Source organism: Mycobacterium paragordonae, from assembly GCF_003614435.1.
In the GTDB taxonomy this organism is placed as follows: domain Bacteria; phylum Actinomycetota; class Actinomycetes; order Mycobacteriales; family Mycobacteriaceae; genus Mycobacterium; species Mycobacterium paragordonae.
Map to the genome: position 1 here is coordinate 2,798,111 of NZ_CP025546.1, position 16,233 is coordinate 2,814,343.

At 59.7% G+C, this 16,233-nt stretch carries 11 protein-coding genes; 8 read left to right on the forward strand and 3 right to left on the reverse strand.

Features of this window, described 5'->3' with window-relative positions:
• Window positions 1-1,962, reverse strand: a complete 1,962-nt coding sequence (locus C0J29_RS13100; RefSeq protein ID WP_162951448.1) for an acyltransferase family protein — start codon at window positions 1,960-1,962, stop codon at window positions 1-3.
• A gap of 242 nt (window positions 1,963-2,204) precedes the next feature.
• Between C0J29_RS13100 and C0J29_RS13105 the strand changes: the two genes are divergently transcribed.
• Window positions 2,205-3,017 carry a TylF/MycF/NovP-related O-methyltransferase gene (locus C0J29_RS13105; RefSeq protein ID WP_120792570.1) on the forward strand — a complete coding sequence of 271 codons (813 nt, stop codon included), beginning with the start codon at window positions 2,205-2,207 and terminating at the stop codon, window positions 3,015-3,017.
• Window positions 3,018-3,311: 294 nt separating this feature from the next.
• On the opposite strand, the gene rfbG is transcribed toward C0J29_RS13105, so the two are convergent.
• Window positions 3,312-4,328 (reverse strand): CDP-glucose 4,6-dehydratase, encoded by a 1,017-nt coding sequence (gene rfbG, locus C0J29_RS13110; RefSeq protein WP_120792571.1) that lies wholly within the window; start codon window positions 4,326-4,328, stop codon window positions 3,312-3,314.
• 580 nt (window positions 4,329-4,908) lie between these two features.
• On the opposite strand from rfbG, the gene C0J29_RS13115 reads away from it, so the two are divergent.
• The 3 genes from C0J29_RS13115 to C0J29_RS13125 all read left to right on the forward strand — a co-directional run bounded on the left by C0J29_RS13115 (window position 4,909) and on the right by C0J29_RS13125 (window position 8,787).
• Window positions 4,909-6,507 (forward strand): GMC oxidoreductase, encoded by a 1,599-nt coding sequence (locus tag C0J29_RS13115; RefSeq protein WP_120792572.1) that lies wholly within the window; start codon window positions 4,909-4,911, stop codon window positions 6,505-6,507.
• Complete coding sequence (locus C0J29_RS13120) at window positions 6,504-7,373, forward strand: NAD-dependent epimerase/dehydratase family protein (RefSeq protein WP_162951449.1); 870 nt, start codon at window positions 6,504-6,506, stop codon at window positions 7,371-7,373. The genes C0J29_RS13115 and C0J29_RS13120 overlap by 4 nt, the downstream gene beginning before the upstream one ends.
• 190 nt (window positions 7,374-7,563) lie before the next feature.
• On the forward strand, window positions 7,564-8,787 hold the full coding sequence (locus tag C0J29_RS13125) for a lipopolysaccharide biosynthesis protein (RefSeq protein WP_120792574.1): 1,224 nt from the start codon (window positions 7,564-7,566) through the stop codon (window positions 8,785-8,787).
• A 236-nt stretch (window positions 8,788-9,023) separates the two neighbouring features.
• On the opposite strand, the gene C0J29_RS13130 is transcribed toward C0J29_RS13125, so the two are convergent.
• The gene (locus C0J29_RS13130) at window positions 9,024-10,121 is read right to left on the reverse strand and encodes a glycosyltransferase family 4 protein (protein ID WP_120792575.1); all 1,098 of its coding nucleotides are present in this window, start codon (window positions 10,119-10,121) and stop codon (window positions 9,024-9,026) included.
• Between the two features lie 718 nt (window positions 10,122-10,839).
• Here C0J29_RS13130 and C0J29_RS13135 point away from each other — a divergent pair.
• The 4 genes from C0J29_RS13135 to C0J29_RS13150 all read left to right on the forward strand — a co-directional run bounded on the left by C0J29_RS13135 (window position 10,840) and on the right by C0J29_RS13150 (window position 16,201).
• Complete coding sequence (locus C0J29_RS13135) at window positions 10,840-11,733, forward strand: class I SAM-dependent methyltransferase (RefSeq protein ID WP_162951450.1); 894 nt, start codon at window positions 10,840-10,842, stop codon at window positions 11,731-11,733.
• 556 nt (window positions 11,734-12,289) lie between these two features.
• Entirely contained in the window at window positions 12,290-13,312 is a 1,023-nt protein-coding gene (gmd, locus tag C0J29_RS13140; RefSeq protein ID WP_120792577.1) for a GDP-mannose 4,6-dehydratase, read from the forward strand.
• A gap of 6 nt (window positions 13,313-13,318) precedes the next feature.
• Window positions 13,319-14,281, forward strand: coding sequence for a GDP-L-fucose synthase family protein (locus tag C0J29_RS13145; RefSeq protein ID WP_120792578.1), 963 nt, complete (start codon window positions 13,319-13,321; stop codon window positions 14,279-14,281).
• Window positions 14,282-14,860: 579 nt separating this feature from the next.
• Window positions 14,861-16,201 (forward strand): IS256 family transposase, encoded by a 1,341-nt coding sequence (locus C0J29_RS13150; protein WP_055578468.1) that lies wholly within the window; start codon window positions 14,861-14,863, stop codon window positions 16,199-16,201.
• Window positions 16,202-16,233: the final 32 nt, after the last annotated feature.

Below are 16,233 nucleotides of genomic sequence, written 5' to 3' on the forward strand. Positions count from 1 at the left end.
TCAGTGCTCATTCCGCCAGACATTGGGTGGAGCAGTTAATTCACTTCGAAGATCGGCGTAGTCGGCGAGCAGCTGCCGTGCCAGAAACCTGCTGCCAACATTGTTCAGGTGGTCCTTGTCGCGATACAGGAGATCCTGGCCGTTGTTCATGCGGCACAGGGACGCATCGCAGAAGTATCGAGCCGTGTCGAGTAGCCGGACACTCGGCACGCTGTGCGCCACGTCTAGCAGGTTTTGGTAGTAATTGTCGAGTTCGGCTTCGAACCGCTTTCGGTCCATGCTGCACCGCGCCGCCGGCAATATCGGGGCGATTCGATATCCGCATGAGACGGCGTCGAACGGAAACGTGGGAACGTCGTCCGTGGTGTAAACGGTTTTTCCTGTTGCGGTGAACGCGTTGAACGTCGCGATCAGCCCGTCGTGGGGCACTCCGCGTGAGGCCCAGTTGACCGAAACGACCACCGTTGCGATTGCCGGGTCGGCCGCTACGTGGTCGATGATGCGATTGGTGTCTTCGTCCGAGCGAACGGGAGTTTCCGCCACAACGTAATAAGCGATGTTCTTACTCGGTGCTGCCTCAGCTAGTCCGACGAAAAGGTGTTCGGCATGGCTGTCCCCGATAAGGACGACATCGATGCGGGAGTCAGGTTTGGACTGCCGACACCGGGTGATGCCCTGCCATCTGAGTGCATGTTCTCGAATCTGCACGTCAGTGCATGGGTAGTAAGTCTTCTTCAGATTGAGGAAATAATCCGTCCAGTCAACATCGCCTCGGTGGGCTACGCCCATGGCGCCCGACTTGTAGCGAGGCAACCAATAATGGTTCGCGGTCACCAAAGTCAGCGAGGCGACGAGCAAGCTGGGCAACGTGACCACGGCGATCAGCGCGGTGGTACGCAAACGAGTCATCTGCGGCAGCGTCCGAAACGGCTGCTCTATCCATCGGTAACAGGCGGCAGCCGGGATGACCGACAGCGCTACTGCGGTGACGGCGACCACTCGGGATCCCGGCCACAGCTGGACGGCGAATACCTTGAGGGGCCAATGCCAGAGATATAGCGAGTAGGACCAATCCCCGAGAGTGACCATGAACGGCGTGGACAAGGCCCGGCTCACTGCCGTGCTGTGACTGGTGCCCGCCGCGATCAGCAAAACCGTTGCTCCCACAGGAAGCAGAGTCCACGAGCCGGGGAATGGCACAGTTTCGTCGATCAGCAACGCGGACGCCACAAGCATTCCTGCGCCCAACCAGGAAAGTGCTTGGGCAGCGCGGAGTTGTGGCAACCGCCAACGGACAGTCGCCAGCGCCAGCAGCGCACCGGCGCCAAACTCCCACGCCCGAGGCAGCGGGCCGAAGAATTTCATGGCGTCCGCGTGCCACGCACCTGGTGAACCCGATTGCGTGAGACCGAACGATGCCAAGGAGGCAGCGCAGATCAGTAACGCCGGCCACGGTATTCGGCGATTGAGTCGTGCGGAAATCATCCACCCGACGCACAGCAGCGCGGGAAAGACGAGATAAAATTGTTCCTCCACCGACAGGGACCAGGTGTGCAACAACGGATTGGATTCCGCAGGAGCGGCGAAATAGTTACCGGTGTTCACCGCAATAACGAGATTCGCCACGAGTAACATCGCGCCGACGCCGGTCTTTGCTGCGATCTGTTGGGTGTTGAAGGGTGAAAGCAGGCAAGTCGTCAGCACCATCGTCACGGCAATCACTAGCGCCAACGCGGGGGCAAGACGCTTGCAACGGCGAAGGTAGAAGCTGCGGAAGCGAAAGCCTTTCGTCGCGGATCGTTCCCGCTGGATCATGCCGGTGATCACGAAGCCGGAAATCACGAAAAAGACGTCCACGCCGACAAATCCGCCCGGTAATGGCAGCCCGGCATGGAACGCCATGGCGAGCAAGACCGCGACAGCGCGGAGCCCTTGGATGTCGAGTCGTCGGCTTCCGCTCACTGCTGGTTCCGTGGCTGCCGGACGTTGTTCGGGAAGCATTCGCACCCCCTCGCTGGGCGCACGTTACCACGGTGCTGAGACCTCTCGGCTCTGTCTGCGTAGAAGCGGCTGCGCATTATTTGGAACAAGTGCGTCGAGGAAGCGACCGATAACCTCTTCCATTCAAGCGGTGGCCGAAAGCTATTCGTCAGATCAACTCGGCGTCTAGAATGCGCAGAGGGGTAGACGGAATGTGAGTGTAAATGCTTTGGAGTGGCGACGGCGCGGACGTTCGTTCTGCATATCTGGACCTAATTCGCCGCAATCTGACCCGATACGGCGAAAACGAGTTGGTGCCCGTCAAGTCACGATCGATGCGCCGAGTGCTTGGCGTCTTCAACCTCATGCTGGTGCGTAATCGGCCCTTCGACCCCCGCAAGCGTGACCTTGGCCAGGACTGGCCCCTGCATGCCGAGACGATGGTTGGGATGCGACGGCTGACCAGCCTGCAGCGCTGCGTCGAGACAGTGCTGACCGACAATATCCCCGGCGACCTGGTCGAATGCGGGGTGTGGCGTGGCGGGGCGAGCATTTTGATGCGTGCGGTGCTGCGAGCGTATGGAGACGAGACACGTTGCGTGTGGCTCGCCGATTCGTTCCAGGGTGTGCCCCGTCCGGACGTGGCGAACTACCGGATCGACGAAGGAATCCGCCTGGACCTCGCCAAGGACTATCTGGGCGTATCGCAAGCCGAAGTCGCGGCCAACTTCGACCGCTACGGGTTGCTCGATGACCGCGTGCGCTTTCTTCCCGGCTGGTTCAAAGAAACGCTGCACGACGCCCCGATCGACTGCATCTCGGTGTTGCGGCTCGACGGCGATCTCTACGAGTCGACGATCCAGGCGCTCGACGCGCTGTACCCGCGGTTGTCACCCGGGGGGTTCTGCATCATCGACGACTATCACAGCATCGACGCGTGTCGGCAGGCGGTAGCGGATTACCGTGCAAGGCATGGCGTTTCGGAGGAGATCCTGGAGATCGATGGGTCTGGGGTGCTGTGGCGGCGGAAGGGGTGAGGTCGGTTATCTAAAAGCGGCAGCAAACGTCTGCTGGCGTCCAGCATTGAAGGGCGGCAGCGGCCCACTTAACTCAGCTGCCGGCGTCGCCACCTGCCCGACCTCTTACGAAAGTGTCGCGGCCTGAGCTCAAGTCCTACTCGCCCACACCCGTCGCCGCGGGCCTTGAACATTCTCCGTGGGCGCTTAATCTCTTTTGTTCGGATTTCTCCCACAAACCTGATTTGCCAATTCGTGACCCTCATTGGCCGAATCACCACCGGCCGGGTCGATACCTAAGCGTTGCGGGCGCCTTTATCCCAGAACTTCGAATGCAGCGATCTGATCTTGCGTCAGTGTGAGCGGATCGGCGCCTTCGTAGACTCGCCGCGCCCAATCGATCGTCCACTTCACGGATTCGCGGAAATCGAGTCGGTTGCGCCAGCCCAGCTCGCTCTGCGCCTTCGTGGCATCGAGCGCCAACAGGTTTGCTTCGTGGGGGTGGTCGCCGGGCGATTTGTCCCACTGGGCGCCTTCACCCCACAGGTCGGCCGCCAATGTCGCAACCTGGCCGACTTCGACGAAGCTGTCACGGCCCGGCCCGATGTTCCACTGCCCCATGCCGGAGCCGGCCAGCAGGGCATCAGTGATGGTGAGGTAGCCGTTAAGGCAATCCAACACATGCTGCCACGGGCGCACAGCACGGGGGAACCGCAATAACGGTGGGTGGCCGCTTGAGTATGCGCGTATCAAGTCGGGCATCAGCCGTTCACGACTGACGTCTCCACCGCCGATCACGTTGCCCCCTCGGGCGATGGCCGTGGGGCGGCCAGGGAAACTACGGATCCAAGATTGGGTCAGCAGATCTGCCATCGCCTTGGATGCGCTGTAGGGGTCGTCGCCGCCGAGCGGGTCGGTTTCGATGTAACCGGCTTCCTGATTGACGTTGCGGTAGACCTTATCGGTGGTGACAACAAGGTGCGCGCGCACCTCTGGGGTGGCCGCGACTGCCTCCAACACGTTAAGGGTGCCCATCGCGTTGGTCTCAAAGGTGAACCGTGGCGCTCGGTATGACTCACGGACTAACGATTGGGCAGCCATGTGCACCACCACGTCAGGGGCCGTCGCCTGTATTGCCACTGTGGTGGCTTTGGGGTCACGCACGTCTACCCGGTGGTCATCAATTAGCAGCTCGTTGAGCCCGATACGACCGAAGAGGCTGCCGTCGGGCGGGTCGAGGGCAAGCCCGGATACTTTGTGTCCGCGGCTGAGCAGGAGCAATGTCAACCATGGCCCTTTGAAGCCGGTATGCCCGGTGATCAGGTAGTGCACGAGATCTCCTCGGGCGCTTGTCGGTGATTTGACATCTTATGCATGACCTTCGATCAACCCGCCGGGAGAGAGCGATTGGAACTTCTCAGCTGTGGCACCTGAGCGGCGCCGTCCACCTGCCTGCGAATGTGATCAGTTAGTCCATGGCCGCGTGCCGCTGCATGAGGTGACACGTGGCTGCGGGCGGATTGCTGCCTCGACGTGGGAGGCAGTCGCACATTGAAAATCCACAAAACCGCTCATTTAGGTACACAGATGCTTTACGGTGAAATGCAGGATCCGGCTCAGTAGGCCTGGGTCGAGAGACTGGTTCGGGGGAACGCATCTGGCGCCTACCTCGGGCCGAAGTGGTATCTGGAGCGGCTGCTCTTAGCGCCCGGATGATCCGATCAGTGAGGGAAGGGGAATGGTCGTTGATCGCCTCGGCCTCTCGCCGAGACAGCGAGTTCCAATTCCCCATGCTTACAGTAGATTTCGGCTTCCGCAGCACCGGCAGTAAGAGGGGAGACGAGGCGTCGCCGCTCGGCGAGGCCTATTTGCTGTCTAATGTGCGTGTGGTGACGAACGGGATGGTGCGCCGATGACTGACGTGCTGATCATTGGCAGTGGACCCGCGGCTGCGGGCGCCGCCCTGGCGCTCAGCGCGCGCGACGACATCGCCGTCACGGTCATGGATATCGGGCTGCGTCTCGATGCGGAGAATGAACAAGCAGTCAAGCGGCTTGCCTCTTTGCAGCCAGCTGACTGGGAGCGTTCACTGGTGCAGCGCGTATCCGCTCAACCTGTCAGCTCCGGCCTTAAAGGACTGCCCGAAAAACGAAGCTACGGTTCAGATTACCCCTTCCGAAACATCGGTCAGCTTGATGGCCTCACTGCAGAGCGCGATGCCACGACATCGCTCATTTCGGCCGCATACGGAGGTTTCAGCAACGTGTGGGGATCCCAGTTGATGCCCTTCACGTCGTCAGCCTTCGAAAGCTGGCCCATCAACTCTGATGAGATGGCTGGTCACTACCGCGCGATTCTGAACCAGATCCCTTTCGCTGCAGAGGTCGATGACCTGGCAGAGAGCTTCCCGCTCATGCACCGCGCCAATCCGCTTCCACCGCTCTCCGACAGGAGTCGGCGGGTGCTCGATGGTTACGAGAAACACCGATCCGCGATGAATGCCAAGGGTGTCACGATGGGCAAAGCACGCCTGGCATTCCGCGCTCGCGACTGCGTCCGGTGTGGTCTCTGCATGACAGGATGCCCGTACGGGTTGATTTATTCAGCATCTCACACGTTCGACGCATTACAGCGCTCGGGAAGAGTCGCCCTGCATCACGGTCTTATGGCGCTAGCGATCTCCGAGCAGGCCGAGGGGGTCTCCGTCGTCGCGCGAGAACTGACCACAGGGCAAACCCACCACCTGAAGGCGGACCGAGTTTACATAGCGTGCGGAGCGTTGGGTACGACACGACTTGTGGCCAATTCGCTCAATCTATTCGACGTCAACCTGCCTATGCTCGAATCGCAGCAATTCATCTTGCCAATGCTTTCGCGAAAGGCCTCCATCGATCCTCGACACGAATCTCATTTCACGTTGAACCAGTTCAACATGCTGATATCCTCAGATGGAGATGCCGCCGACATTGCCCAGCTTCATTTCTACACTTTTAACCCAGCGTTCGTTGATAATCTGCCGGCATTCCTCCGTGGTGATCGAATGGCCAAGGCACAAGCGCAACTCCTTCGTCGGCTGAGTGTGGCGCTGGGATACCTGCCTTCGTGGCGGTCACCTCGTTTGCAGGTTCGGGTTCGGAGAGGTGGGGGACATCGGGGTCTACCGGATATGCACATCTCGCGAGACTCGGCTCCCGACGGACACGGTCAGATGCTGCGCTCAGTAGCGGCCCGACTGTCGGGCTCGGCGCCACGCCTCGACCTGTATCCGGTCCTTCCAATGATGCGGCTTGCCGCCGGCGGCAAGAGCTACCACATCGGGGGGAGTTTTCCCCACTCAGCTCCTAGCTCAGGAACGATGACCAGCGACCGACTGGGACGGGTGGCGCCGTGGCAACGCGTGCATTTGATCGATGCATCTGTGTTTCCTACCGTCCCGGCGATGACATTCACCCTGACGATCATGGCGAACGCTCACCGCATCGCCTGCGAAACGATGGAGCTAGCAGCGTGAGCGCGCGGCCGATCGCCGCTGTCACGGGCGCTTCCGGCTATCTCGGGTCACGAATTTCTGCGACCTTGGAATCCCACGGTTGGCAGGTCGTCAGGCTTGTCCGCTCACCCATTCAGGGCGGGGCGCGGGAATGTTTTTTTAGTCTCGACGCCCCCGTCAGCCCGGAGGTCGTCGAAATCCTGGGTTCGACCGACTTGCTTGTGCACGCCGCCTACGACTTGACACTGACTCGCCAGGCCGATATTTGGCGAGTAAACGTGGAGGGCACCCGCCGCCTTCTGCAGGCTGCAAGTGACGCCCGAGTGCGACGGATCCTGGTCCTGTCGAGCATGTCGGCATTCGAGGGCACCAAACAGCTGTACGGCCGGGCGAAGCTGGATATCGAAGCTATGACCGAAGAGGGTGGGGGCTGCAGCGTGCGGCCAGGTCTGGTTTACGGAGAGGACTCCGGCGGGATGGCTGGTGCCCTCCGTAAGTTCGCGGGTCTCCCAGTCGTACCTTTGATCGCCGGGGATGCACGACTCTTCACCGTAAGCGAGAACGATCTAATGACGGCAATCGCGGCGTTTGCCAGCGCCGACACCCTGCCGGCTGGGACAATCTCAGTGGCGCATCCGGTCCCAGTGCCGATGCGCGACTTGATGATAGCGTTTGCCGCACGAGGGGGAGCCAATTGTCGGTTCGTCAAGGTTCCGTGGAAGCCTGTCTACGGCTTCCTGCGGGCGGCAGAGGCTGTCGGCCTACACCTGCCGTTTCGTGCGGATTCACTTCTTGGGCTCGTTCGCGGTGCGCCGCATGTAGTGAATCAGGAGATCTTGGCCGGGATGGGGATGGTCGTTCATGAGTTTGCTTCCCCAACGAGCTGACCCGTTGGGGGGTTCGGCTGGCGACGATGTCCCCATCGCGGCCCCTTCGGAAGCGCCATTCGTCGCAGGGCAGCCTGGGCCGCTCGCTTCTCACGTCAGGGAAGACCGCCATCATCGGAAGTGGTGGCGGCTGGGACCATACATCGATCGGGTCCGTTGTGACTCACTTCTTCGCAACGGCTTATTCATAATGGCCGATACAGCGATGACCTCGGCAGTTGGTTACCTCTTCTGGCTAGTGGCAGCGCATCTGTACAACCCGACGGAGATTGGGTTAGCTGTCGCGGTCATCTCGGCTAGCACAGTTGTGATGCTGGTTTCTTGGATAGGCGTGGGCGGCGCTCTCATTCAGTCGCTTCCGGGAGAATCCGACGAGACGGGCTGGTCTGCAACGTTCTGGACTGGAATGGCGACGGCGGTGATATTCGCTGTGGTGGGGAGCGGGATTGCCCTGGGGGTGCTGCCCCTGTTTTCTCCTAAGTTGACCCTTTTGCGCAGCATTGGATACGCGGCTGTGTTCGTCGTTGGCACAGTCGCCTTAGCAGCAGGCGCCACCCTTGACTGGGTCTACATCGCAGAACGCAGAGCCAAAGACATGTTCAGCCGCAACGCGATCGCATCCGCGGTCAAAGTGGTGATGCTTGGAGTACTGGCATTGACCGTTGGGCCGGGCGCCCTGCGGCTTCTTGGGGCGTGGTGTTTTGCGTCTGTGTTTGGTTTGGGCCTCGGTGCGATACTGCTCGTCCGCTACAGAAGGGTAGTGCGGCTCCCAGCATTCTCGGTCCTTCGCCGCACTGCCAGTCGTCTTCGCGCTCGGGTGACCGGCAACCAAGTAATCGGCATTGCAACCGGGGTTTTGCCATACTTGCTCCCGTTACTCGTAACCGTGCGTCTGTCGACAAGCGACAATGCATACTTCTATACGGCATGGATGTTGGCGGGTCTCCTTCGCAGCATCGCACCTGCCGTCTCCATGTCGCTGTTCGCCGAGGGGGTGCACAGGCCAAATGAGGTCGGTGCGATGGCTCGGTCGGCGGCCAAGATCATCGGAGTGCTGCTTGCGCCCATATTGGTCGCCATTCTTGCCGTGGGAGGTATTTTGCTGTCCACCTTGGGGCAGGCCTATGCGGATCACGCGACCGATCTACTGCGCATAATTGCGTTGGCGTCGATCCCTGACGCAGTGACCTGTGTCTACGCAAGCATGCTTCGGGCACAGGGGAAGCTTGCGACTGTCGCCTTCCTGTACGTCGGCATCGGTTGCGGTACCTTGATAATGTGTTGGCTTCTGCTTCCGCTACTGGGAATTGAAGCGGTGGGTTGGGCGTTGATGGCTGTGCAACTCTGCGCCTGCATCTACGTCGCCCTCCACTGGCTTAACCAGAGGTCGCCCAATATAATAAGGTTGTCCTGAGCACAGGTAGTTATGAGGACCTGTGAGTCTTCAGTGTTCCGAACAAAGCAAGGCTTTGATGGTAGGCGCGGCTATTACGTGCCATACTAACTCTTCCTGCTCAACGGTTTACACGGGTATCTAGCGCGACCTACCGACAGGCTTGACGCGTTCGTCTACCTCCACTCGTTCATGCCTTCAGACGCTGATCAAGGGAGTTTTAGCCCTGCACACGAGATTGGCGAAAGTTAGTGCGATCACATCAATTCGCGATAGACCTGCGCAGTCGCCGCTGCGCACTTGTCCCATGAGAACGCGGCGATCCGATCGTATCCGCGCGATCGGAGATCTGCCTGCAGTGCCTCAGTTGTGGCGACGCGTTCCATTGTCACCCTTAGTTCCTCAAGATTATTGGGATCGAAATAGACGGCCGCTTCTCCAACTATTTCCGGAATGGAGCCACCATTACTACATACAACAGGGCAGCCATGGCTCATAGCTTCGAGCGGAGGCAGTCCGAAACCCTCATACATCGACGGATAGACGAAGGCGGTAGCTGTCCTGTAGTGTTCCGCAAGCTCCTGGTCTGATCCGCACTCGACGCGTACGCGGTCGTTGATGCCCAGTTGCATAATTTGTTTTAGTTCGTTGGGGCGAAATGGGCCTCCGCCGAATGCTACCAAGTCAAATCCTCTCAATATATGCGATCTGGAATAGGCCTGCAGTAGGGCAGCGAAGTTCTTGTACTTCACGCTGCGATCGCCGACATAGAGGAGGATGGGCCTACGTCTCCCAAAATCGGAAATGTTAATGTCCGCTTCCGCTGTTATTGAATACCCGAGGTGAATAACGCTCGTTCGTGCCGGATCTACGCCGAAGAGACGCACGAGGTCGCGTCTGGTGTTCTCAGAAACGCAGATGACGTGATCGGCGCGATTAACAGCTGCGCGTTTGGCTGCGGTTACGCGCTTAGCGAATGAAAACTGTTCCGCAAACAGTTCATTGATCATGTCGTGGATCGTTACTACACGGCGTCGAGCGTTACCGACAGGACTGAGGGCGAAGTAGGTTTCATGAATGATATCGGGTCTGATCTGCCGCCACGCCAGCGGTGCGGCGATTCGGTTCACAACAGGGACGACCGGAATGCCCCCGAATGTGTGCGGCACGAATCTACCGTGGGCAAACTGGTGGGCACAGCCGTGGGCTAAATAATCGTTAACGTACAACGGAGCCACGACGGATACTTCCGACGCACCGTGGCTGTGCAGGCGGCCAGCCAATTCGCAGAAGTAGCGCGAAACGCCACCGTATCTCTGAAAGGAGAAGACCTGATGATCGAGAGCGACTTTCACAATCGGTCGACTTCGGCTGCCGTCATGGCGATATCTTACACATGAAAACCGAACGTCTGCTCGGGCGCTTCGCGCGGCTTGGGCAGAAAATCAAGTTCGTCCCGAAGACGAGGCAGGCCCATCGCGGCTTCGCAGTAATTCGTTTGATTGACCAAGTGGAACCCCATCAGATTTAGCCGATTGAATGCATACACGGACTCGGTATTAAATATAGGGAACTGCGCTATAACTGGGTAAATGAAGTTACGCCATATCGCCGGTGCGAGAAAGCCTTTGATTAGACGACGCCGTGAGACACTGGCGCCATACGGTTGACGCGCGCTTCGTCTAGCCGGCGGTTTGCTCCGCCTGCAGATCGAAGCATTAGCCGCAAAGTGGATTACGTCCAAAGTTTGCGTCGCACCTCTGAGTGTCGTGCCGAGTTGCTTCTCAAATTTGACTGGAGCTTAGCGTAGTTAGCTTATTTTCGCATAGCAAGAATGATTCTTGGACGCACGCAATGAGAATAACTAGAACTTACGGCACTTTCAGCGAGGTCGACAGGTCGATGTCACGTGAGATCGGCATTGATCACAGTCATTCGACGCCTAAAACGATGCTAACTGGACCTGCCAATGGCTGGTAGAGCGCAACGAGGGCGTTAGACGATCAGGGCGTCAGATGGTCCGTATGGAGGTGGGGCGCTGTAAGGTATGCGCATGGATGCGGAGGGACAGCCATGACGTCTCTTGCGCGGGTACAGGCCCTGGCGCGGGAAGTTTCGTATCGGACGATTCGCAAGGCCTTGGGCAACCGAACAGTAATGCGCAATGTTCAGGGCGTTTTGCTGGCGATGCCGTGGTCGCACCGGCTTCCGGACTACGCTCGCGCCTTTCCCGCCTACGGACAGAACCTGGTGCAACTTGCGGTGGGTCTCGGCGAAGTCGACAAGCCATTAGGCATCATCGATGTCGGGGCCAATATCGGGGACTCCGCTGCGCAAATCCTCGCACAAGCAGACGCGCGAGTGCTCTGTGTCGAAGCGGACCATGAGTACCTTCCGTATATTGAGAGGAACGTCGGATCCGACAACCGGTGCGTCATCGAGTTCGGTTTGCTACTTGCCGACACAACTGAGGCAGCCAGCTTAGGGGCGATTAGGGAGCGCGGTACCACGCGCTTCGTCCGAGGCGGTGCCGGCGGAGTGCCTGCGGCGCTACCAGTGGCCGACCTGCCTCTCCGTCACCCCGAAATGCCGCCGATCCGGCTCGTCAAATCAGACACAGACGGTTATGACACGACTCTTATTCCGCCGCTCGCGCGGGCTTACGCAAAGTCCCGCCCTGTGCTGTTTTTCGAATACGACCATGACCTGACCCGCAAGGCGGGCAAGACGAACCCCGCTGCCGTGTGGTCGGAGTTGCGGGATTTCGGATACTCGCACGTCGGTATCTGGAACAACTTTGGTGAGCCGATTGACCTGTTGCCAATCGAAGCGGTGCAAGACTGGGCTGCCGTATTGGACACGCCGGTGACTGACCGTGGATACCATTACTGGGATGTCGCCGTCGTGCATGCCCAAGACATGGCTGGTAGGAGAGTGTTGGACGGGTTATTCGCTGTGGCCCGGTGAACTGCAGGTTCGCTGATTCTTGCCTCAACGGTGCATTGCCTCCTGGCATCGTGCGTCTAATATCGCCGGCCGGCTTTCCGGTTCAAAAGGACCCTGCCGCATCCGGTGTAGTAATAGGACTGGCGAGTGGCTAGACTCTTTGTTTCATTAAGTCGCAACCCGGCTTTCCGGACAGGATGGTGATTGCTGAAAAGTTGTTGCCATAAATTCCGGCCCTGACGGTGGACGGCGCCTAGATCAAAGTCCTATTCGCAAAGTGGGCTGACCATACGGCAAGCCCTCTCGGTCGGCGCCGATTGCCTGGACTTGATGGGTCTAGCTGAAGGTTGAAAGAGACCCGGCGTGGAAGACCCGCGGCTAATATCGGATTGGTGAACTATGCGTCGCGGTTCGCGATGGCATCTGCAAATCAGAGGCTAGCATGGGCGACGCATAACCTAAGCCACCTCACCATCGGAAGATGACGCCCGCCTGGTGGTCCGGACAGAATCGCAGCGATCTCATGGCACTATCCGGACGCGCTGTGTAGGGCCGCACCGACAGAAGTAGGAAGTCATTGAAGCGAGCGCTGATAACAGGGATCACCGGGCAGGACGGCTCATATCTGGCCGAGCTGCTGCTGCAGAAAGGTTATGAAGTCCATGGGCTGATCCGCCGAGCCTCGACGTTCAACACGGCGCGGATCGATCACCTCTACGTGGATCCGCACCAGCCGAAGGCACGCCTGTTTCTTCATTATGGCGACCTCACCGACGGCACTCGCCTGGTGACGTTGCTAAGTACGATCGACCCCGACGAGGTCTATAACCTTGCGGCGCAGTCGCATGTGCGTGTTAGCTTCGACGAACCTGTGCATACTGGCGACACTACGGGGATGGGTTCAATACGGCTGTTAGAGGCCGTTCGTCTGTCTCAGGTGGGCTGCCGCTTCTATCAGGCGTCTTCGTCGGAAATGTTCGGCGCGTCGCCGCCGCCGCAGGATGAGCAGACACCCTTCTATCCGCGCTCGCCGTATGGTGCGGCAAAGGTGTACTCCTACTGGGCAACCCGCAATTATCGAGAAGCTTACGGATTGTTCGCCGTCAACGGCATCTTGTTCAATCACGAATCACCGCGCCGCGGCGAGACTTTCGTGACCCGTAAGATCACCCGAGCTGTCGCGCGGATTAAGGCGGGTATTGAGTCCGAGGTCTACCTCGGCAATCTTGATGCTGTCCGCGACTGGGGGTATGCGCCCGAATATGTCGAGGGTATGTGGCGGATGCTGCAGGCCCCAGCGCCGGAGGACTTCGTGCTGGCGACGGGGCATGGTTACACCGTGCGTGATTTCGCCCAAACCGCTTTCGAGCACGCAGGACTCGATTGGCAACAACATGTGAAATTTGATGAGCGTTATTTGCGTCCGACGGAAGTGGATTCGCTAATTGGCGACTCCGCTAAGGCCGCGCGCTTACTAGGGTGGAAAGCTGCTGTGCATACCGACGAGCTGGCGCGAATCATGGTGGACGCAGACATTGCCGCGTTGGAATGCGATGGCACGCCATGGGTTGACAAGCCAATGCTGCCCAGTTGGAGTTGAGCACGAATGAACGCGACTGTCGGGGCCCTCGACCGAGGATCTTCTGTGTATATTGCCGGGCACAGAGGACTTGTCGGATCGGCTCTGTTGCGCCGGTTCCGGGCCGACGGATTTACCAATCTTGTTGTCCGTTCGCACTCTGAACTCGATCTGACGGATCGTGACGCGACGTTCGACATGCTTCTGGAGTTGCGACCTCAGGTTGTCATCGACGCTGCGGCCCGAGTCGGTGGCATCATGGCGAATAACTCCTACCCTGTCGATTTCCTATCGGAGAACCTTCGGATTCAAACGAATCTGCTGGATGCCGCTGTGGCTGCGCGGGTACCGCGACTGCTGTTCCTTGGTTCGTCGTGCATCTACCCGAAATACGCGCCGCAACCCATCGCCGAAAATGCATTGCTCACCGGCCCCTTGGAGCCGACTAACGACGCCTACGCGATCGCCAAGATCGCCGGCATCCTTCAGGTCCAGGCTGTCAGGCGTCAATACGGTCTGGCGTGGATCTCGGCGATGCCCACCAACTTGTACGGACCCGGCGACAATTTTTCCCCTGAAGGTTCCCATCTTCTACCGGCGCTCATTCGCAGATATGAGGAGGCCAAAATAAGTGGCGCACCAGAGGTGATCAACTGGGGCAGCGGAACGCCGCGGCGTGAACTTCTGCACGTTGACGACCTCGCGAATGCATGTTTATTTCTGCTGGAGCATCTCGACGGCCCAACTCATATTAACGTGGGGACGGGCATAGACCACACCGTCAGCGAGATCGCCCGACTGGTCGCCGCGGCGGTGGGCTATGCGGGCGAAACTTGCTGGGATTCAAGCAAACCCGACGGTACACCACGCAAACTACTCGATATCTCCGTCTTGCGTAAAGCCGGATGGCAATCTCGCATCTCGCTGCGTGAAGGCATCGAAGCTACGGTCTCATGGTATCGCGCAAACGCGGACGTGGCGAGAAAGTGAGCAGCAGTCCATTGCTGCTGGAAAATGCGAATCTGAATTCGCTGTATCTGCACATTGCGCGCGAATCCGGATGGCCGAATGCTGTATCCGGTCAGCTATCCGCCGGCGTCCGAAACGCGGCCAGCCTGTTGCGAACGATGTGCGACGTCGACTACTCCTTCGCGCCCTACTCGCCTCCGCAGGAAGCGCAAAGTGCTGGCCGCAAACCTAAGTGTGTATTCCCACATGCGCATATAAGCTAGCGACGTGCGCCGCCCCCCCAGCAGATAATAGTCATGGAATTCAGACATTTTTCGTCGGTCGCGAAAGTGCTGACTAAGAGGAACGACGGCGCTGGCTCCGGTGACGTCGCAGTCGCTGATAACGCGCTGGATCGTGATTGGTTCACGCAGCAACGCGGCCCGGAACATGAATAGCTGGTCCGCCCCCAGCCCGAAATCTGTGTCGTAACCTCCTAGCTTATTTACCAGTGATGACCCGAAGAACGCTGCCGGTCGCGTCCTAAAGCCGGTGTAAAAGGGGCCGGGCGTAGGTTCTGCTTCGAGACCGCCAAGTCATCGAAGGAAAGGACCTACGCCCGTGCCTGCACGAGTATCGCCGACCGATCGTGTTCGCGCCAAGATCGACGAGTTGTTCGCCTCGGATCGTGAGTTGCCCGAGATCCTGGAGGAGGTGGCACGGCTGGGTGCGCAGTTGCTGATGCAGGCCGCGTTGGAGGCCGAGATTACCGAGTTCTTGGGCCGTGAGCGCTACCAACGCAGCGCCACCGCAGCAGACGCGCAGCCCGGTGCGCGTAACGGTTATCGGGCTGCGACGGTCAAGACCACTGCCGGTCCGATCACCCTGGAGCGGCCCAAGCTGCGCGGCACGACCGCCGCGTTCGCCTCACGGCTGTTCGGCAAGCACGTCACCAAGACCAACGCGCTGGAATCGCTGGTGATCGCTTCGTTCGTGCGCGGGCTGTCGGTGCGCGATGTCGAAGCCACCCTCGCCGATGCGCTGGGTGATCAGGCCGCGATCTCGAAATCGACTGTCTCCCAGATATGTCAAGCCATCAAGACCGAGTACGACACCTGGGCGCGGCGCCCGCTCGGCGATGTGGTGCTCGATTACCTGTTCCTGGATGCCTCCTTCTTCCGGATGCATCCCGGCTCACCAGCCGAGCCGATCCTGGCCGCGTGGGGCATCACCACCGCCGGCAAGCCCATCTTCGTGGGCCTGGCCCCCGGAGTGGTGGAGTCCACCGACGCCTGGGCGGGTTTCCTGACCGATCTCACCGAGCGGGGGCTGGGGTGTCCGCTGCTGGTCGTCTCCGACGGCGCGGCCGGCCTGATCGCGGCGATCGAGCAGATCTTCCCGACCGCGCTGCGTCAACGCTGCCTGATTCACCGAGTCCGCAACGTGCTGGCCAAGATTCCCGCCGGGATGCAGGCCGAGATCCGCGACGGCTACTGGGCCTGCTTCGACACCGCCGAGGCCACCACCGAGGCCGGCCCCAACCTCGTCGAACTCATCGACGCCCGACTGGACGTGTTCGCGGCCCGCTACGCACCCACCTACCCCGCGGCGATGAAGATCCTGCTCACCGACCGCGCGGGCCTGACCGCTTACCTGCGGTTCCCGCCCGAACATCAGCACCGTATTCGGCATTCGAACTTCATCGAACGCACCTTCGGTGAAACCCGCCGCCGCACAAAGGTTATCGGTCGCTTCCCCGGCGAAACCAGCTGTGTCAGCATCGCCTGGGCCGTACTGGACCGCGCATCTCGCGGCTGGCGCGGACTCGCCATGACCCCGGCCGGGGTACGCCAGCTCCAAGACCTACGCCGCAGCCTGCTGCACCCACCCCGACAACTACGGCCCCAGCACGCCCCAGACTCCGCGAGCAGCACCACCGAAGCCATCAGCGCAACGGCGTAACATCACCCACCGAAGCCAGAAGCTCCGAAGGA